12 protein-coding genes are annotated in these 19,505 nt (G+C 35.0%); 3 read left to right on the top strand and 9 right to left on the bottom strand.

Features of this window, described 5'->3' with window-relative positions:
* Positions 1–29: 29 nt before the first annotated feature.
* The 7 genes from AB3G39_RS03485 to AB3G39_RS03455 all read right to left on the bottom strand — a co-directional run bounded on the left by AB3G39_RS03485 (position 30) and on the right by AB3G39_RS03455 (position 13,476).
* Positions 30–2,429, bottom strand: a complete 2,400-nt coding sequence (locus AB3G39_RS03485) for an alpha-xylosidase (RefSeq protein WP_369766035.1) — start codon at positions 2,427–2,429, stop codon at positions 30–32.
* A 30-nt stretch (positions 2,430–2,459) separates the two neighbouring features.
* Positions 2,460–4,940 carry a glycoside hydrolase family 2 TIM barrel-domain containing protein gene (locus AB3G39_RS03480; RefSeq protein WP_369766034.1) on the bottom strand — a complete coding sequence of 827 codons (2,481 nt, stop codon included), beginning with the start codon at positions 4,938–4,940 and terminating at the stop codon, positions 2,460–2,462.
* Between the two features lie 111 nt (positions 4,941–5,051).
* Positions 5,052–5,891: a hypothetical protein gene (locus AB3G39_RS03475; RefSeq protein WP_369766033.1), complete on the bottom strand. Its 840-nt coding sequence runs from the start codon at positions 5,889–5,891 to the stop codon at positions 5,052–5,054.
* A 23-nt stretch (positions 5,892–5,914) separates the two neighbouring features.
* Positions 5,915–7,501, bottom strand: a complete 1,587-nt coding sequence (locus AB3G39_RS03470) for a RagB/SusD family nutrient uptake outer membrane protein (protein ID WP_369769689.1) — start codon at positions 7,499–7,501, stop codon at positions 5,915–5,917.
* An 11-nt stretch (positions 7,502–7,512) separates the two neighbouring features.
* Positions 7,513–10,560: a SusC/RagA family TonB-linked outer membrane protein gene (locus AB3G39_RS03465; RefSeq protein ID WP_369769688.1), complete on the bottom strand. Its 3,048-nt coding sequence runs from the start codon at positions 10,558–10,560 to the stop codon at positions 7,513–7,515.
* Positions 10,561–10,651: 91 nt separating this feature from the next.
* On the bottom strand, positions 10,652–11,974 hold the full coding sequence (xylA, locus tag AB3G39_RS03460; protein WP_369766030.1) for a xylose isomerase: 1,323 nt from the start codon (positions 11,972–11,974) through the stop codon (positions 10,652–10,654).
* On the bottom strand, positions 11,971–13,476 hold the full coding sequence (locus tag AB3G39_RS03455; RefSeq protein WP_369766029.1) for a xylulokinase: 1,506 nt from the start codon (positions 13,474–13,476) through the stop codon (positions 11,971–11,973). Before AB3G39_RS03455 ends, xylA begins: the two co-directional genes overlap by 4 nt.
* A 338-nt stretch (positions 13,477–13,814) precedes the next feature.
* Between AB3G39_RS03455 and AB3G39_RS03450 the strand changes: the two genes are divergently transcribed.
* The 3 genes from AB3G39_RS03450 (at position 13,815) to AB3G39_RS03440 (ending at position 16,343) form a co-directional block, all read left to right on the top strand.
* Positions 13,815–14,534: an NUDIX domain-containing protein gene (locus AB3G39_RS03450; protein ID WP_367755736.1), complete on the top strand. Its 720-nt coding sequence runs from the start codon at positions 13,815–13,817 to the stop codon at positions 14,532–14,534.
* A 103-nt stretch (positions 14,535–14,637) separates the two neighbouring features.
* Entirely contained in the window at positions 14,638–15,912 is a 1,275-nt protein-coding gene (locus AB3G39_RS03445; RefSeq protein ID WP_369769687.1) for a Y-family DNA polymerase, read from the top strand.
* Entirely contained in the window at positions 15,903–16,343 is a 441-nt protein-coding gene (locus AB3G39_RS03440; protein ID WP_367772419.1) for a LexA family protein, read from the top strand. The genes AB3G39_RS03445 and AB3G39_RS03440 overlap by 10 nt, the downstream gene beginning before the upstream one ends.
* Before the next feature lie 57 nt (positions 16,344–16,400).
* On the opposite strand, the gene AB3G39_RS03435 is transcribed toward AB3G39_RS03440, so the two are convergent.
* Together AB3G39_RS03435 and galE are read right to left on the bottom strand one after the other, a co-directional pair.
* Positions 16,401–18,086, bottom strand: coding sequence for a sodium/sugar symporter (locus tag AB3G39_RS03435; protein ID WP_367772421.1), 1,686 nt, complete (start codon positions 18,084–18,086; stop codon positions 16,401–16,403).
* A gap of 367 nt (positions 18,087–18,453) precedes the next feature.
* Positions 18,454–19,473, bottom strand: coding sequence for a UDP-glucose 4-epimerase GalE (gene galE / locus AB3G39_RS03430; protein WP_369769686.1), 1,020 nt, complete (start codon positions 19,471–19,473; stop codon positions 18,454–18,456).
* Between the last annotated feature and the right edge of the window lie 32 nt (positions 19,474–19,505).

Genomic DNA, 19,505 nt, shown 5'->3' with positions numbered 1-19,505 from the left:
CTTCCCGATCTAAACCAAACTCAACTTATTTATTTTATCCACTCGGTTTTTAAAGTGGTTTTTCCATTTAATGGGTTTTGTGTTACTTCAAAATTATTTCCTTTTTTAGAAACTGTAATTGTTTGTACTGTATCTGAATCCGGTAAGAATACTTTGGCACTGGCAGTTATAGTTGCATCTGTAGCATACACTTTTAAGGTCAATTTACTCCAATCCATGTCTTTTGTTGATTGTGCCAATCCAATATGTGGAATTGCCGAACCATCTCTAACCAATACTACGATTGGAATAGCGCCAGCTTTTATTTTATGCCATCCCCCTTGGTATACTTTTTTAGTTTGGTAGTCAATCCAAGTTCCTTCTGGAAGATAAACATCTCTTTCAGTTACTTCTTCAAATAAAGGTGCTACTAACATACTTGAACCAAATAAATATTCATTATCCACCAACCAAGCTCCTGCATCATTTGGATATTCAAGAAATAAAGCACGCATCATAGGTAATCCTTTTTGAGAACTTTCTTTGGCTTGTGCATAGATATAAGGCATCAATTCGTAACGCATATTATCGGCGTTTCTAAACCCTTCCAAGAAATCTTTGCTGTACAACCAAGGTTCACGAGGAGGCTCTCCATGGCTTCTTACATGTGAAGTTAACATCCCGAATGGTGCCCATCTGCGGTATAAATTCTCAGGGGATTTAGTGGCAAATCCACCCACATCATGACTCCAAAAACTGAATCCGCTTAATCCTAATGAAAGCCCTCCTCTTAATTCGGCAGACATTGCGCCATTACTAGTTTCAGCATCGCCTCCCCAATGTAATGGATAACGTTGACTTCCTGCCCAAGTGCTTCTTGCCCAGATTAAAGTATATCCTTTTTCTTTTTGAGTTATTTCGGCAACGGCTTTGTTGTAACGCAATGGGTATAAATTGTGTTCATAAAATCCGGTACGTCCTGAATGGTAAATTCCGTCTGGTGGTGCTGCTTCTCCAAAATCTACTTTAAATACACTTACTCCTTGGTCAAACAAATGTTTCAATTTAGCCTGGTACCAAGTCACTGTTTCTGGGTTTGAAAAATCCAGTACAGCATCTTCATAAGGAAGATTTCCTTTGCGGTCTTTTACGGCTAAATTTTTGTCCATTATTTCATTGAACAACGTATTTTTTGGAGAGAAATAAGGCAATTGCCATAGAGAAACATGGAAACCATCGTCTTTCATATCCGACATCATTTTTACAGCATCTGGAAAACGTTCTTTAGAAAACTCATAGTTGTTTCTCCAGTCTACATCAAACCAACCGGTATCAAAATGAATTACATCCGTTGGAATTTTGTATTTACGTAAATCTTTAGCCACTTGACGACCTTCTTTTTCAGAGAAATAAGTGATACGGCTCATCCAAAAACCAAATGACCATAAAGGTGGCATGGCTGCTTTTCCTGTTAAATTAGTATATTCATCTAATATTTCTTTTGGTTCTCCAATGAAGAAAAACAAATCGGCTTCATCATCTCCGATATACATTTCATTGGCACTTCCAAAATATTTTCCAAAATCTACAGTGATTGGAGTCGAATGATGCATAAAAACGCCATACCCACGGCTACTCATATAAAAAGGTACAGGTTTATACATCGTTTCGTTTTGAATACCATTAGCATCATCGGTCCATAAAACTACTTTTTGCCCACGTTTGTTGAATTGGGTAAATGATTCACCACACCCAAATATTTTTTCGTCAGGTTCTAAGCTGAAAGCCGCTCCCATACTTCTAGAATAATCACTATTTCTGCGCACAAATGAGAACGGAAGTGTTGGAGTATAGGTGTTTTTAAAATCAGAATCGTGTAGCGTACTTGTTAGTAATTTACCTGTTTCATCATAGATTTTTACATGCCAAGGCTTTAATAAAATTTCAACCGAACCGTGCTTACTAGTATATTTGTGACCCCCTTCAATTTTAGAATACTTCCATAATTCTGGGTGACTTGGTGCTACTCCGTCTACTAACATCAAGGACTCTTTTTCTGGCTGAAATTGTGGTCCTGAAGTTGTTTTTATTCTTAAAGAACGATCAGACACAAACTGAATTTCGAAAGGCAATTCAGGAGAAGCTGCATACTCTGTTGCTGGGAATTCATTAGCTACAACTGGACTCGGCTTCATCATCATATTATTGAATGCCTGACGTGTTTGGTAATTGTAACGTAAATATTTTATAGTTCCTTTTCCTGTTGCAGGATCAAAAGCAGTAAGCTCGTCTGCAAAATAAAAGGTATTCAGATAGTTCTGAAAATCTTTACTGATATCCATCGGTGCATTCAAAACATCTGCATTTTGAATTTGTGCAGACGCTTTTGGCGAAAGCAACAAGCCAAAACCGATGAATAGTGACAAGGACGCTATTTGTATTTTTTTCATTGTGGTTTTATTTAGTATTTTTATTGTGTTTTATTCTGCTGTAATTATAATTGTTGTGGATTTTAATCCATTTGCATTAGCAGTCAATTCCAATCTTCCTTTTTTATTACTTGATTGAACAACAACTAAACATTTCCCATTTAGGGCTGTATGTTTAGTTCCTTTATACGATTCATGACTAACAGGATCTCCGCTGCAAACCCCTACAATTTTTCCATTCCCTTTTAAAGAAAAACTAATTTCGTTATTGGCATTTGGAGCTAAAACTCCTTTTTTATCCAAGATATCAACCGTTACAAATGACAAATCATTTCCGTCAGCATTGATGCTACTTCTGTCAGCCGTTAATTTTAAATTTGATGGGTTCCCAGCAGTTTGAATTTCGGTTTCTAAAACTGTTTCTCCGTTTTTCCTTGAAATGGCTTTAAGTGTTCCAGGTTGAAAAGGAATTCTCCACATTACATGTAAATCTTCTCCTTTTTTACTTCGAACACCAACCGATTTTCCGTTTAAAAAAAGTTCTACCTCATCGGCATTATTATAGTATGCCCAAACATCAACGGTTTGTCCTGCTTTCCAATTCCAATGTGGAAAAAGATGTAATACCGTTTTATCTGTCCATTCGCTTTGGTACATATAATACACATCTTTAGGGAAACCCGCCAAATCTACAATTCCAAAATACGAACTGATTGATGGCCATTCGTAAGGAGTTGGTTCTCCTATATAATCAAAACCAGTCCAGATGTACATTCCTGCAAGGAAATCGTATTTTTTTATCACTTTCCAAGTGGCTTCGTGGGTCGAACCCCAAGGCGCTCTTACTTGGTCAAATGCAGATACGGTATTGTTTGGATTTCCCGTTGTGAAAGGTAAATCCCAACGAACAGGCCATACTTTGATGCTATCTGAAGGAAATTCATAATACCCTCTGGTTTCTAATGCCGAAGTAGTTTCGGTGGCTATGAAAGGAACATTAGGAAAGTTTTTTTGATGGTATTCAAAAGTTTGATGCGCATAATTATAGCCTATAATATCCAAAGCTCCCGAAGTCGCTAATTTGTTGAAATCTGTTTTAGCCTTTTCAAATTGTAACGTAATATCACCAATATTCATATTAACTGCAGGATTCATTGCTGCAGTAACCAACCTTGTAGTGTCTAATTTTTTTACAATTGCTGATAATTCTTTGGCAATTACTACGCCTTCATCACTCCATTGTTCTGGAATTTCGTTACCGATACTCCACATAAAAATGCTGGGATGGTTGCGGTCTCTAAGGATTTGATCCTGTAAATCTTTGGCGTGCCATTTATCCCAATATTGACTGTAATCGTATTTGGTTTTGGCTTTTTTCCACATATCAAATGCTTCGTCCATCACAATAAAACCCATTTTATCGCAAAGATCCAAAAGCTCTGGAGCAGTTGGATTGTGTGAAGTTCGGATGCCGTTTACACCCATTCCTTTCAGAATTTCCAATTGACGCTCAATCGCTCTGGTGTTGATGGCAGATCCCAATGGTCCTAAATCATGGTGCAAACAAACCCCTTTTATTTTTACCTGTTTCCCGTTTAGAATAAACCCTTTGTTAACATCAAATTTAAAACTTCTGATTCCGAAATTGGTTTTGTATTGATCTACTATTTGGTCATCCACCAAAATTTCAGTTACGGCAGTGTATAATTCCGGTTTTTCAATAGACCATAAAATTGGTGTTCCCACTTGAACGTCTTGTTTTATCGTTTGATTGGCATTGGCACCAATGGTTATATTTTGAGTGGTTGATGTTACTATAGTATCTTCTTTAAAAATAGTAGTGATTACTGTTGCCTTTTTTGAAGCTGTATATTGATTTTGAATCGTAGTTTCAATTTGAATAGAAGTTTTTTGGGCAGTAACTTTTGGAGTTGTAATGTACGTCCCCCATTGTGCAACACGCAGTTTATCAGCGGTTTCTATCCATACATTTCTAAATATTCCTGAACCAGAATACCAACGTGAGTTGGGTTGTTTTGAATTATCAACTTTAACAATAATTTCATTGCTTTTATCTCCATAATTCAAATATGGAGAAATTTCGTATTGAAAACCAATGTATCCGTTAGGACGTTTTCCTAAATAATGTCCGTTAATCCAAACTTCGCTGTTTTTATAAACTCCATCAAAAGTGATTGAAGTTACTTTTGTGCTGTCTTCGGCAGCAACTTTAAATGTTTTTTTATACCAGCCTAAACCACCAGTAAGTGCTCCACCTCCAAATCCTGCGGGGCTTTTTTCATCAAATTTACCTTCAACACCCCAATCGTGAGGAACATTTAGCGTTCTCCATTTTGTATTTGCCTCAATGGTGTCTTTATCAACAATACTATCATTTAAATGAAAGCTCCAATCTGAATTGAAAGAAATTTTTCGGGAGCTAAAAACTTCTTCTTTTTTGCTACAAGCCACAAGAAGGACAATTAGCATTAATAAGGAAAGTACGCTATTTATATATTTTCTCAAATTCATAATGCGGATAAATTTTAATAGAAAGAATTTTATTGTTGTGAAAAACAAATATAAACATACCGATAAGCGACTTTATAAATCACCTACCGGTAGTTTAAAATTATTTATAAATTAAGGCTTTGGTTTAAAATGGTAAACTATTAAACAAACTCCTTGACCAGTTCTGTCCTGATCACGAATAACACCTAATCTCAAAGATGTTGCCGTTAGCTCTATCACTTTAACATTTGCCCAATTACTCGCATCTTCATAATAGTTCCCTCCATGAAGCATTTCTGCTCCTCCGTTAAAAATTAGTCTATGATTTGCAATATCAAACGTATAGCTTTTGGTTTTGCTTGTTTGATCATTCGTATTAAGTGCCGTTTGTTTAACCGTTGTATTATAACTTCCATTAAGATCAAAAGACATTTCACCCCAGTTTTTATTTGCCATTATCCATTCATTTCCAGAATAGTCAGGCAACCAAGACCAATTATCACCCGTTGCACCAGGATAATCTAATCCCGCCCATCCTTGTGGGCTACTCATGTCTAACACCCATGTTTTTCCAGTTGTACCGTTGGCAAGTAATGCCCATTCTGGAGCACTGAAATAACTTGCGTCATTTTGTGCTATTGTTACTATTTTGGTAGCAGTTACTGAACCTCCTTTAGTATATGCTGAGAAATTAACTGTATAATCCCCCGCAAAAGGCATGGCGATAGTCATTTCATTTAAGTTTGAATGTCCTAATTCATCTCCTTTGGCATTTGTATAACTCCAATACGGAATTACATCTGGAGTAAGGTTTTTTAATACTAAAGTATTTCCTGTTGCTATTGCTGTAAAATTAAGATCTGAGGTAGCCAGAGTCATTGCTGGAAGACTATTACGGTCTTCTGTTGGTTCACAGGAAAATAAAGAGCCTATTGCTATAACAGTTATTAAAGTGAGAAATATACGTTTCATAATTATCTGTTTTTTTAAATGAATTACCATCCTGGGTTTTGTTTTATTGATCCGTTAGAAAGTATAATTTGTGATTGAGGCAATGCGAACCAACCCAAGGTTTCAGTTCTAAATGTAACATTGAATTGAGAGTCACTATTAACATTGTCAATAGCTGCTTTGGCAACTTCAGGACTTTGTCTAATTAAATCAAAGTAACGTTGTCCTTCTAAAGCAAGTTCTAAGCGACGCTCATTCATAATACTTGTAATCGCTACTGGAACTCTATGTGCTGCATTTTTGAAAGCACGATCACGAACTCTATCAAGACAAGTTTTAGCATAACCAACATTTGTTCCTAGATTAAGTTCAGCAGCCATTAGCAATACATCAGCAAAACGAATTACCGCATAATCTTCGTAATTATCAATTTGAAAATTTCCTCCATTAGCCGTTACGATTGCTTCTCCAGCTGCATTAGTAATTGGGCAGTATTTTTTCCAAGAGTAACCTGTAAATTGACGTTGGTCTCTTTTATTTGGAGCTGGATCAAAATCCAATCCTTCTCCTGCAAAATTGATTATGGTAGCATCTCTACGCGTGTCTCCATTTTCATAAGCATTATAAAGACTTGGCGTAACAGGACATCCACCCCATCCACTTGCATATGGACCGATGTTACCCCCACGTGGTGCAATTAGAACTGACAAACGGTTTCCTTCGTGAAGACCCCAGTCACCCTTTCCTGAACTATTGTAACGTACTGCCCAAACCATTTCAGTATTGCCTTCTCCTGCATAATTAGCCAGAGAAGCCGCAAGCCATAAGCGAGAATAATCAGCAATTAAAGCATGTCCACTCGTATTTACTACATCATTAATACTAGTCACTGCTTCAGCTTTAGTAACAACACCTGCTAAATCTGTTTTGTTATAATAATCCGTGTAGAATAAAAATGCTTTGGCAAGATAAGCTTCGGCAGCCCACTTTGTAATGCGACCGTAATTTGGATTTTCTGGTTGGGAGTAATTTTCTGTTCCTAAGTTTGCGGCTGCAAATTTTAAATCATTAGCAATTAAAGCATAGGTAACTTCCGGAGCTACTCGTGGAGAATACAATTCTTCCGTTTTAATGGTATGATCTAATGCTACAATATCACCAAAAATCCTAGCTAATTCAAAATGAAAGTGCGCTCTTAAAAAACGAGCTTCAGCTTCATATTTTGTCTTAAGTGCCGTATCTGTTCCCCAGTTTACTTTATCTAAATTTTCTAATAAAATATTGGCTCTATAAATCCCTTTGTAGCATGTTTGCCAAATTGGATTGTTCATCTCTAAATCAGAACCATAAAGAAAACGATCCCAGTCTAATGCTCCTGCTCCATCGGCAGTTCCAAAACCTCCGAAGCAATTATCTGATGCTTCTTCGGTAATCATTTGCAAATCGGCCCAGCCTCCTACTTGTTGTAATACATCATAAACGGAAACAAGTCCTTCAAAAGCATCTTTTGGTGTTTTATAGAAATTTTCAGTTACTTTTTCAGTTACAGGTGCTGTTTCTAAAAAATCATTCGAGCAAGAACTTAAAATTAATAGGGTTGATGCAGTAAATAGTTTTATATAATTTTTCATTTTTTTAGCTTTTAAAAGTTAACATTAAGACCCACCATGTAAGTTCTTGGTTGTGGGTAATACCCAACATCAATTCCTCTAGCCCATGATTGGTTTGCATTTCCAAATCCAATTTCTGGATCCATTCCCTGATATTTTGTAAAAGTGAATAGATTGTTTGCGGCAACATACAGTCTTAATTTTGTAAAGAAATCTAGCTTTGTTGTAAGTTTCGTTAAATCACAACCTAGAGTAGCGGACTTAATTCTAAAGAAGCTGGCGTCTTGAACATATAAATCTGAAAATTTAGAATAATTCCCATTTGCATCTGTACCATAAGTAACTCTTGGAATTGTTGTAGAACTTCCTTCTGTAGTCCAACGATCTAAAATTGTAGTGGTGAAATTGCTATAAGGACGTTCATTCACACGAACTCCAAAAACGTTTTGATTCCCTGAAACTCCATAAGTATAAATAGAGAAATCAAAAGCTTTATAAGACACTTCCATACTTAAACCATAAGTAAAATCAGGGTTTGGATCTCCAACTTTAGTCTTATCATTTTGATCTATTTTTCCATCTCCATTCAAATCTACAAAACGAACGTCACCAGGTTTAGCATTGGGCTGAACTGCAGTAAGCTCTGATTGATTTTGAAAAATCCCATCTGTTTTAAGTCCATAGAAATATCCTATTGGCTGACCTACTTCAACACGATTCATTTCATCTAAACCTTGAAAAAGCAGATTTGAATCCCCGTGGATTATCCCTTCAGAGTTGGCAACACGTAATACCTCATTTTTATTATATGACAAATTCCCATTGATTGAAAATGACCAATCTTTTCCAAAATTTGTTGTATACCCAAGTCCTAATTCAACTCCTTTGTTATTCACATCACCCCCATTAATATAGGGCGCTTGTGCACCAGCAATTTCTGGAACTGAAGCTTGTACTAACCAGTCCTTTGTTGTTTTATCATAATAATCGAATGTTAAAGTAAGGTTTGAAAATAAAGTGGCATCAAAACCTAAATCCGTTTGCTCCGATGTTTCCCATTTTAAATCTGGATTTGCAAGAGCATCCGGACTAGAACCGGTATAAAGTATTTCTCCATCTCCAGTACCAAAATGATAGTTTTTATCATATGAACTTACCGTAGACATATATGCAAATCGTTTAGAAAATTGGTCATTCCCGTTTTGTCCCCAACTGGCTCTTATTTTTAAACTTTTTACAACTCCATCTTTTGGAAAGAAGTTTTCACGATCTACATTCCAACCTCCAGATACCGCAGGGAAATACGCATATTTATTATTGGCTCCAAATTCTGAAGAACCATCTCTTCTGATTGTTGCAGTAAATAAATATTTATCATCATAATCATATAATAATCTACCAAAATAAGATTGAAGTCTATAATCATAACTTCCACCAGAAACCGTGTTTAATGTCTTGTCAGTTGCATTACTTAAATAGGCATGTGAGAAATCATCAAAAGTTAGATTCTTACCCGTAGCGCTCATGTACTCAGAGTTAGTTGATTTTGCCGAAGTTCCTAATAATACATCAAAATGATGAATGTCATTAATTGATGCTTTGTATTGTAATGTGTTTTCCCATAGCCAACCTAAGCCCTTATTTGAACTTTGCGTAACTGCTGAAATTGGATTAACATCAAAAGTAGAAAGGCTATAAATTGGGGCAAAAGAACGATAATTACTATCCGTCATATCTACACCAAAACTAGTTTTGAAAGTGAAGTTCTTTAAGAATTTTGCTTCTGCAAAAACATTTCCTACATATCGGTTTATTTTATTTTCTTTAAAATTATTATAATAAAGAGACCCTAGCGGATTGCTGACATCTGCAGCAATTGTTGAGTGGGCAAAATTACCATTAGCATCATAAGCGGCATCCAAAGGAGAGGCATTTAAAAAACTTCTAATACTATTATTGTAAATCCCTTGATCAGATACACCGCTTCCTTTTATATTTGCAAAAGAGAAGTTTTCTCCAATTTTTAAATGATTTTCTATTACTTCAGATGTAGTATTTACATTAAATGTGATACGGTCGTACTGAGATTGATTCGTTTGACTACCTATAATACCATCCTGTCCATAATACGACAAACCTGTTGCTATAGTTGATTTTTTATCTCCACCCGTAATCATTAAAGAATGATTTTGTTTAAGAGCGCCATCATTAAACAAGTCATTTTGCCAATCGTGATTAGGAAGTGTAGCTATTTGTGAATTTGAATATAATGGCGAAAATCCAGAATTTACTCGTGCTTCATTCATTATAATAGCATATTCATTTGAATTCAACATGTCTAATTTTTTGGCAATTTGTTGGTATCCTGTATAACTGTTAAGTGACACACTCATTTTGCCATCTTTCCCTTTTTTAGTAGTGACAAGTATAACTCCATTGGCAGCTCTGGCTCCATAAATAGATGCTGCCGATGCATCTTTAAGAATATCAACCCTTTCAATAGAGGATGGGTCTAAATATCCAATACCATTATCCACAACCACTCCGTCTACTACATATAGAGGAGAACTATTTCCTGCCGTTCCTACACCACGAATATTTACAACCATTCCAGCTCCTGGTTGTCCAGATGTTGAAGTGATTGATACTCCAGAACTTTGTCCTTGTAAGGCATTCACAACATCAAGGCTCGCTACTTGTTGAATGTCTTTTCCTGTTACCAATGAAGTAGCTGCAGTAGATACTTTTTTCTTTTGAGAACCATATCCTATTACAACAACCTCTTTCAAATCTGCTGATTCTACTTGTAAGGCTACATTAATATTTGATTGATTTTTTACTGCTACTCGTTGCGTTTTAAAACCCATAAAACTAATTTTTAATACGGCATCATTGGTTGTATTGATTTGAAACTTCCCGTCAAAATCAGTGATTATTCCTTTATTAGTTCCTTCTACCGCAATACTTGCTCCGGGAATACCCATGCCGTCGGTGTTAGATGTTATTTTTCCGCTTACAGCATGAGATTGCTGTTGTGCAAAACTAATATTCAGCATAAAAACACTGAATATAAGTGACATACAAAACGGAAGCATTGTTGGTTTACAATATTTTCTTTTCATAATAATTAAGAATTGGTTAATTTAGTTAGTTAATGGTTGTTTTAATAGACTAATATGCGTTGGCAATAATTTGTTCAAATAATTCTTGTTTTCCACTTATTTGTTGAGGTTCTCCATTTGCACGAGCAATTTCACTAAGTGCTTCCAAAGAGAGCTCTCCTTTTTCATACTTCGCTCCATTACCACTGTCAAATGATCCGTAACGTTGTTCACGTAAATTTTTATAATTTGTATTTTGTAAAATATGGTCCGCATAGATAAGACCGCGTGCAAAAACATCCATTCCAGCTATGTGAGCAATAAATTTATCGTCTAAATCAGTTGAGTTTCTGCGTACTTTTGCATCAAAGTTGATTCCGCCACCTTGAATTCCACCACCTTCTAAGATGATTAACATAGCTTGAGTTATTTCATAAACATTTATTGGAAACTGATCAGTGTCCCAACCGTTTTGATAGTCTCCCCGATTTGCATCAATGCTTCCTAACATTCCTGCATCTACCGCAACTTGTAACTCATGCTCAAAAGTATGTCCAGCAAGGGTAGCGTGATTTACTTCTAGATTCAACTTGAAGTCATCTTGAAGTCCATATTTATGTAAAAACCCTAATGTTGTTGCCGCATCAAAATCATACTGATGTTTCATGGGTTCCATAGGCTTTGGTTCAATAAGAAAAGTTCCTTTAAAGCCTTGTTTGCGTGCATAATCTCTACAAATAGTCAAGAATTGTCCCATATGATCTAATTCTCTTTTCATATCGGTATTTAAAAGACTCATGTAGCCTTCACGACCTCCCCAAAAAACATAATTTTCACCACCTAAAGCAATGGTAGCATCAATAGCAATTTTGGCTTGAGCACTTGCATAAGCTACAACATCAAAATTAGGATTGGTTGAAGCTCCATTCATATAACGAGGATTACTAAACAAGTTTGAAGTTCCCCACAACAGTTTAATCCCCGTTTCATCTTGTTTAATTTTAGCATAAGCAACTAATTCTTGCACTCGGTTTTCAAACTCTGATAAAGTTGGTGCTTCATCCACGATATCTAAATCATGAAAACAATAATATGGAATCCCTAATTTGCTCATGAATTCAAAAGCCGCATCCATTTTGTCTTTGGCTCTTTGAATTACATTTTCGTTTTTATCCCAAGCAAGAATTTCTGTATTAGCACCAAAAGGATCTCCCCCTTTGTTACATAGCGTATGCCAGTATGCCATGGAAAAACGCAGGTGTTCTTTTAAAGTCTTTCCTGCTACTACTCGGTTCTCATCATACCATTTAAAAGCAAGTGTGTTAACACTTTCTCTTCCTTCAAATTTTATGATATCAATGTTTTTAAAATAAGTTTGTTTAGTTGTATTCATGATTGTTCTATTTTAATATGATTTTTCCATTCTTGATAAATATCTTGATACTGTGAAGTCAGCGATTGATTGGGTTCAATTCGTTCTATACATTTTAACCCTTTAAACGCCTCATCAAGTGAGTCATAAAATCCATAACCATAGGCTGCACCTCGCGCTGCACCTTCGGCCCCAGAAGTATTATAGAGTTCTAAAGTAGTTTGTGTTGTATTGGTGAAAATTTCTCTAAAAACGGGACTCAGGAATAGATTGGCATTTCCAGCTCTCACTACTTCGCCAGAAGCTCCCACGGATTTCATCACATCAAACCCATAATTCATGGCAAACACGATTCCTTCGCAAGCTGAACGGATAAGATGCCCAGATTGATGGATGTTAAAATTGAGATTCTGAATTCCTGAATTGGCATTTTTATTATTAAAAATACGCTCTACTCCATTCCCAAAAGGATAGAAACGAAGTCCTTTACTTCCTGCTTTCACTTTAGCAGCTTCGGCATTCAACGTTTCATATGCGATTAAATTTGATTGGTCAACAGACATGATTTTGCGCAACCATTGGTACAAAATACCAGAACCATTGATGCAAAGCATTACCCCATTTTTTTTATCTGTTTCAGTATTATTTACATGTAAAAACGTATTGATTCGATTTTCTTTGTCATAGATATCTTTGTCACTTACTGTATAAATTACGGCCGAAGTTCCAGCTGTAGTAGCTATTTCCCCTGGTTTTAATACATTTAGAGATAATGCATTATTGGGTTGATCACCGGCACGATAGGTTATTTTAGTGTTTCTGTCAAGGCTTAACTCTAAAGCGATATCTGGGTGAATTGTTGCTTGATAGCCAAAGTTGGGTACAATTTCTGGGATCATTTCCTCAGGAAGATCCATTTCTTGGAGTACTTCAGTAGCTAAACCCCCTCTTGAAAAGTTCCATAATGCAGCTTCTGATAGTCCAGAAGTACTAATTTGTGGAATCCCTGAAAGTTTTGCAGCAATAAAATCACCAGGAAGCATCATGTAGACCGCTTTATTAAAAACTTCTGGCTCATTTATTTGAACCCATTTCAATTTAGAAGCAGTAAAATTTCCTGGACTTCCTAAAATTTGTTGCTGGCAATATTCTTGTCCCATACGATCGTATGTTTCATTCCCTATAGTTGCTGCTCTACTGTCACACCAAATAATCGAAGAACGAACAGGATTTAATTTCTCATCCGTTAAGACTAAACCATGCATTTGATAGGCTATCCCAATCCCTGCAATTTTTTTTAAGTCAACATCCTGTTTTGTTCCCAAAACTTGTATGCCCTTTTTAACATTTTGCCACCAAGAATTAGGATCTTGTTCAGCCCAGCCAAATTTCGGAGCAATAATATCCATCTCCATTTCTGGAACAGTCACTGCGCCAACAGTAGTTCCTTTTTCCGGATCAAATACTGTTAGTTTAATTGAAGAGCTTCCTAAATCTATTCCTAAAAAATACATATTCTTCATTTTAAGAGGTTGCTTTTACTTTTATGTTTGCATCTCTACAAACTTCTAGTCATAAAAACCATATCCTTATGGTTAATTTGACTACAAGTGTAATGCATTTATTTCATATTAACAAAAAATTGTGTTTAAAAATTTGTAATTGATAATTAATCATGCGTATTATTACGTATTTATACTAATGAAGGCTCCCGACAGCAGGTGAAAAAAAATAAAAAAATATGCTTCTAATTCCATGATTTTTTTTAAATATTTGCAAAAACATTCGCCTCATAAAAAACATATAAATTAAATACCCTCGCTTTTTAATTTTTCATATATTTCATTCAAATTTCCAAACCATGGTTGATAAAAAAACTACTGAAGACTCTTTAAAAACTGTTGAACAATCAGCCATGAATGCCATTACAATTGACTGTGTGATTTTTGGTTTTGACAACGGAATATTAGAAGTCCTATTAGTCCAACATGCTGAAGGTATTAGTAAAGGAAAATGGGGGCTTCCCGGTGGGTGGATAAAGAAAAAAGAAAGTATAGATAATGCTGCTCATCGATTGTTAGGAGAACTAACAGGATTAGATAATATATTCCTAGAACAATTAAAAGCTTTTGGGGATCCCGACCGTTTTCCATTAAGACGGGTAATTACAATAGGTTATTATGCTTTAATAAAAAGAGAAGATTATAATGTAACCGCAGGTTTTACAGCATCTGATGCAAAATGGTATAAGATTAATGAAATTCCAGATTTAATATATGATCATAATGAAATATTAGATTATAGCTTAAAACAATTGCGTAATCGGGTGCGTCAAGCTCCAATAGGTTTTAATCTTTTACCCGAAAAATTTACTTTATTGGCACTTATGCATCTTTATGAAGAAATTCTAGGTATTGAGATGGATAAATCCAATTTCCGTAGAAAAATTCTTCATATGAAACTGTTGGTTGCCTTGGATGAAAAACAACAAGACGTTTCTCACAGAGCAGCACAATTGTATAAGTTTGACTCTAAAATTTATGAAAAACTAACTAAAAAAGGATTTAATTTTGAATTTTAGCTCTTAAAGTTTTCGAAAAAAAACCTATTTTTACTTATCAACAATCCCTAAAATTAACTTTTGTTATTTACAAGCATAAGTACATATTGAGTAATTTTGTACTATGTATGCCTTAGTCGACTGTAATAATTTCTATGCTTCCTGCGAACGTGTTTTCCAACCAGAATTCAACGGAAAACCGGTTGCTATATTATCAAATAATGACGGTTGCGTAATTTCCCGAAGCAATGAAGCTAAAGCTGTTGGAATACCAATGGGTGCTCCTGCTTTTCAAATTAAAGATTTAGTACGAGAAAAGAATGTCAAATTATTTTCTTCTAATTATGCACTATATGGCGATTTGAGTAATCGAGTAATGTCAATTTTGGCACAATTTACTCCTAATGTAGAAATCTACAGCATTGATGAAGCGTTCTTAAATTTTGACGGACTAAACGTTTTAGATTACCACGATTATGGTATTCAAATGAAAAAAAGAGTTCAAAAATGGATTGGAATCCCCGTTTGTATTGGTTTTGCAGAGACCAAAGCATTGTCAAAAGTGGCCAATAAAATAGCCAAGAAATTCCAAGAAAGAACTGGTGGTGTTTATGTAATTGATACGGATGAAAAACGCTTTAAAGCACTCAAATGGACCAAAATTGAAGATGTTTGGGGCATAGGTCATCGAACAACCAAAAAAGCAAAACTACGCAAGATCAACACCGCATTAGACTTCATACAACCACAACATGAAGCTTGGATAAAAAAAGAAATGGGTGTAATAGGAATGCGTTTAAAATATGAATTAGAAGGGAAGCAAGTATTGGACTTGGACCCCTTTCCAGACCAAAAGAAAAGCATTTCCACCACTCGGAGTTTTCCAAAACAAATCTCAGATTTCGATTTATTGCGAGAACGCATAGTTACGTTTGCCTCTGTTTGTGCCGAGAAACTACGAAACCAAAAATCATGTTGTCATACTATCATAGTACTATTAGTGGTTGATAAACATACTGTTCATACCTCTAAATACTATTTTAATATGGTTATGAACTTACCCTATGCAACAAATTCAAGCTTAACAATTGCTAACGCCGCAGTTGCCATGCTGAAGCAAATGCACAAAGGGAACGAGGGTTTGAAATTTAAAAAAGCGGGAGTAATTGTTAGTAGCCTTATCGATGAAAACAAAAAACAGTTTCAATTGTTTGAAGATGAAAACCCAAAACATTTAGCACTTATGAAAGTCATGGACGACCTCAACAAAAAAATAGGCTACACGCAGGTAAAGCTAGCCACACAAAACCTAAGTTTGACTTGGAATATGAATCAGAATCATTTGTCACCCAAATTCACTACCAGTTTTAAAGATATACTTGAAATAAAATGTCAATAAAAAAAGAACAAAAACTTACTTTTTTCCAACCCGATTTTGAAAGTGAAATAAAAATTCCATTCATGACCGAAGGTGTTTCAGCAGGATTCCCATCGCCTGCAGCGGATTTTATGGAAAATAATATTGACCTCAATAAAGAATTAAGCGAAAACCCTCTGGCTACTTTTTATATCAAAGTAAAAGGAAATTCTATGATTGATGCTGGGATTAATGATAAAGATGTGCTTGTTGTTGATCGAAGTCTAGAGCCACAAAATCATAAAATTGCAATTTGTTTTATCGATGGAGAATTTACCGTAAAACGCATTCAGTTAGAAAAAGAATGTTTGTATCTCATGCCTGAAAATGAAAACTACCCTCCCATAAAAGTTACTGAAGAAAATGAATTAATTATTTGGGGGATTGTAACCTATGTAATAAAAAAAGTGTGAAACCAACGTTAAGTTAGCTTCACACTTTTTAATTTATAATGAGCTTAAAATTACTTTCTACCAGAACTTAGCATACAAAGCAAAAATAGTCAATATCGTTATTACAATCAAAACAGTAGTTTGCGGTTTCAATTTGAACATTTCAGTATCTAATTCAAATGCTTTTGGATTCACTTTAGGCCCAGCAAAACTGATGGCAATCATTAAAAGCATTGTAAATGCAAAAGACAATCCCATACAAATGTGAAATGGAATTTCAAATCCCCCATTACCGTTAGGAAAAGCAGTATATAATAACGTCTCATTTCCAAATAATGCTGGAGCAAATTCATTAAACAAAACGGATAATAAGAAACCTGCAATTACCCCTACAATTGCTGCAGTACCTGTAGTTCTTTTCCAAAACATCCCAAGGAAGAACATGGCAAATACACCAGGACTAATAAAACCTGTATATTTTTGAATGTAAGTAAATCCACCTACACCACCAATTCCAAGTAAATCATTCCAAGTAAATATAACAGCAAGAAGCATGGCACCAAATACTGCGATCCTTCCAATATTAACTTGTCCTCTATCAGTAGCGTCTTTTTGAATGTATTTTTTATGAACATCAAGCGTATAAATAGTTGAAATACTATTTACTTTCCCTGCTAAAGAGGCCACAATAGCTGCCGTTAATGCCGCTACAGACAATCCTTTTAAACCAGTTGGTAGGAATGTCAACACTGCAGAATAAGCACCATCTTTTCCTCCTACTAATTGAGGTAAATGTCCGTTTTCATATAAAACAAAAGCTGCAATACCAGGCAACATAACGATAAGTGGCATTAATAATTTTAAAATTCCTGCAAACAAAATACCTGTACGAGCCGTTTGTAAATCAGCGCCTAAAGCTCTTTGTGTAATGTATTGGTTACAACCCCAATAATTAAGATTAATAATCCAAATACCAGCCAAATACGACATTACACCTGGAAAAGTAAGGTATTTATTAATCTCTAATTGTGTAGATGTAGCTGTAGGTCTTGGAATAATCATTTTGAAATGTTCTGGAGCTTCTCTCATCAATACTTTGAAACCTTCAATAGCATTTTCACCCACTCCAAAATAGCGTCCAACGGTTGTTAAAGCAATATATGAAGTAACTAATCCTCCAATAATTAATACAGCAACTTGAATTACATCTGTATAAGCCACTACTTTCATTCCTCCCAAAGAAATTAATAAAGCAAAAAGAGCCAATCCAATCATAATTATATGCAAATATTCTCCACCAGCCAATCCATTAATGGCAACAGCTCCTAAATATAAAATAGAAGTTAAGTTTACAAATACGTATAAGAACAACCAAAATACGGCCATAATTAAAGCAGTAGATTCGTTATACCTTGTTTTTAAAAACTGAGGCATGGTATAAATCTTGTTTTTCAAATAAACAGGAATGAACCAAACGGCAACAATAATTAAAGCAATAGCAGCAATCCACTCATAAGCGGCAACAGCAATTCCTAAAAAGAAACCTTCTCCACTCATTCCAATAAACTGTTCAGCAGAAATGTTTGAAGCAATCAATGAAGCACCAATAGCCCACCATGTCAATGTCCCTTCTGCAAGGAAATAAGCTTTGGCATCGTGTTCGTTTTTTTCGCGTTTGCGATAAACGGTATATCCATAAGTGGATACCACGATAAAATAAATAATAAATACTGCGTAATCCGCAAAAGCAAGGTGTTGGTTCATGGGTAATTTGTTTTTTAGAAATTAATATAAATGCATACGGTTATTGTCCTGTGCTATTTTTCTTTTTTATAAATAGTTCCTATTTATAAATCATTTTGCATATCTACAATAATTTATAGAAATCCATTACAGAATTAGTTATAAAATGTGATATGTGTTTTAATTTAATTGATATTTTATGAAATTATGAAAGTCAAAAGTAAAATAAAAATATTTATTTACATAGTTTATAAATGTGTTTTTTACATTTATTACAGATGAATCTGTTAAATTTTATTTTATTATTCCGTAAACAACTATAATACAATGTTTTATAATTTATTTTTATGTTGATTGTATCTTGTTATAAATGACACAATCACTATTATTAGTTTTTATTCCTGATCTTCTGCTCCCATTTCCAAGCACTTGCTATCCCTTCTTCAAGTGTAGCTTGTGTTTTCCATCCAAGAATAGTATTTGCTTTATCTGTATTGGCATAAGCCGAAACAACGTCTCCTTCTCTTCTACCAACAATGGTATAAGGCAATTTTTGACCGCTTACTTTTTCGAATGCTTGAATCACCTCCAAAACCGAGCTTCCAGTTCCTGTCCCCAGATTAAACGTTTCTATTTTAGCCGAATTTTTTTTGTTTACTAATCGTTGCAAAGCAATAACATGTGCTTTAGCTAGGTCAACAACGTGGATATAATCCCGAACGCAAGTACCATCAACAGTTGGGTAATCATCCCCATAAACCGAAAGTTCTTTTCTCAAACCCATTCCAGTTTGTGTGATAAAAGGGACTAAGTTTTGTGGTACTCCAACGGGTAATTCACCAATTTCGATTGATGGGTGCGCCCCAATAGGATTAAAATAACGCAACAAAATAGCAGTTATACCACTTACTTTTGTAACATCAGTGATGATTTCTTCCCCAATTTGTTTGGTGTTCCCATAAGGAGACATGGCGGGCTTAACTGATGCGTTTTCATTAATAGGCATTACATCTGCTTGACCATAGACAGTACACGAAGAACTAAATATAAAATGTGACTCTTCTTTTTGTTGCAATTCCTGAAGCAAATAGATTAACGAACTTATGTTATTTTCATAATACAATAAAGGATTCCCCACACTTTCACCTACTGCTTTTGATGCCGCAAAATGAATTACGCCAACAACATCAGGATGTCTTTTAAAAAAATCTTGAACAGCTATTTTTTCTCTTAAATCTAACTTTTCAAAAAGGGGCTTTTTACCTGTTATAGCAACTATACCATTTAAAACATCCTCAGTAGCATTAGAAAGATTATCGATAATGACAACTTCAAAACCTTCATTTTGTAATTCAACAACAGTATGCGAACCAATAAATCCTAATCCGCCAGTAACTAGTATTTTCATATTTTACAATTTTATAATATGCTTTTTCTAAA

Origin of the sequence: Flavobacterium sp. WC2416 (assembly GCF_041200095.1) — a bacterium.
Classification (GTDB): Bacteria; Bacteroidota; Bacteroidia; order Flavobacteriales; family Flavobacteriaceae; genus Flavobacterium.
This window is presented reverse-complemented; position numbering and strand designations above follow the sequence as displayed.

Coding starts and splice junctions, on each gene's coding strand:
- AB3G39_RS03445 (WP_369769687.1), top strand. CDS start 14,638: ATGTATGCCTTAGTCGACTGTAATAATTTCTATGCTTCCTGCGAACGT.
- AB3G39_RS03475 (WP_369766033.1), bottom strand. CDS start 5,891: ATGAAACGTATATTTCTCACTTTAATAACTGTTATAGCAATAGGCTCT.
- AB3G39_RS03450 (WP_367755736.1), top strand. CDS start 13,815: ATGGTTGATAAAAAAACTACTGAAGACTCTTTAAAAACTGTTGAACAA.
- AB3G39_RS03485 (WP_369766035.1), bottom strand. CDS start 2,429: ATGAAAAAAATACAAATAGCGTCCTTGTCACTATTCATCGGTTTTGGC.
- xylA (WP_369766030.1), bottom strand. CDS start 11,974: ATGAATACAACTAAACAAACTTATTTTAAAAACATTGATATCATAAAA.
- AB3G39_RS03470 (WP_369769689.1), bottom strand. CDS start 7,501: ATGAAAAATTATATAAAACTATTTACTGCATCAACCCTATTAATTTTA.
- AB3G39_RS03465 (WP_369769688.1), bottom strand. CDS start 10,560: ATGTCACTTATATTCAGTGTTTTTATGCTGAATATTAGTTTTGCACAA.
- AB3G39_RS03435 (WP_367772421.1), bottom strand. CDS start 18,086: ATGAACCAACACCTTGCTTTTGCGGATTACGCAGTATTTATTATTTAT.
- AB3G39_RS03480 (WP_369766034.1), bottom strand. CDS start 4,940: ATGAATTTGAGAAAATATATAAATAGCGTACTTTCCTTATTAATGCTA.
- AB3G39_RS03440 (WP_367772419.1), top strand. CDS start 15,903: ATGTCAATAAAAAAAGAACAAAAACTTACTTTTTTCCAACCCGATTTT.
- AB3G39_RS03455 (WP_369766029.1), bottom strand. CDS start 13,476: ATGAAGAATATGTATTTTTTAGGAATAGATTTAGGAAGCTCTTCAATT.
- galE (WP_369769686.1), bottom strand. CDS start 19,473: ATGAAAATACTAGTTACTGGCGGATTAGGATTTATTGGTTCGCATACT.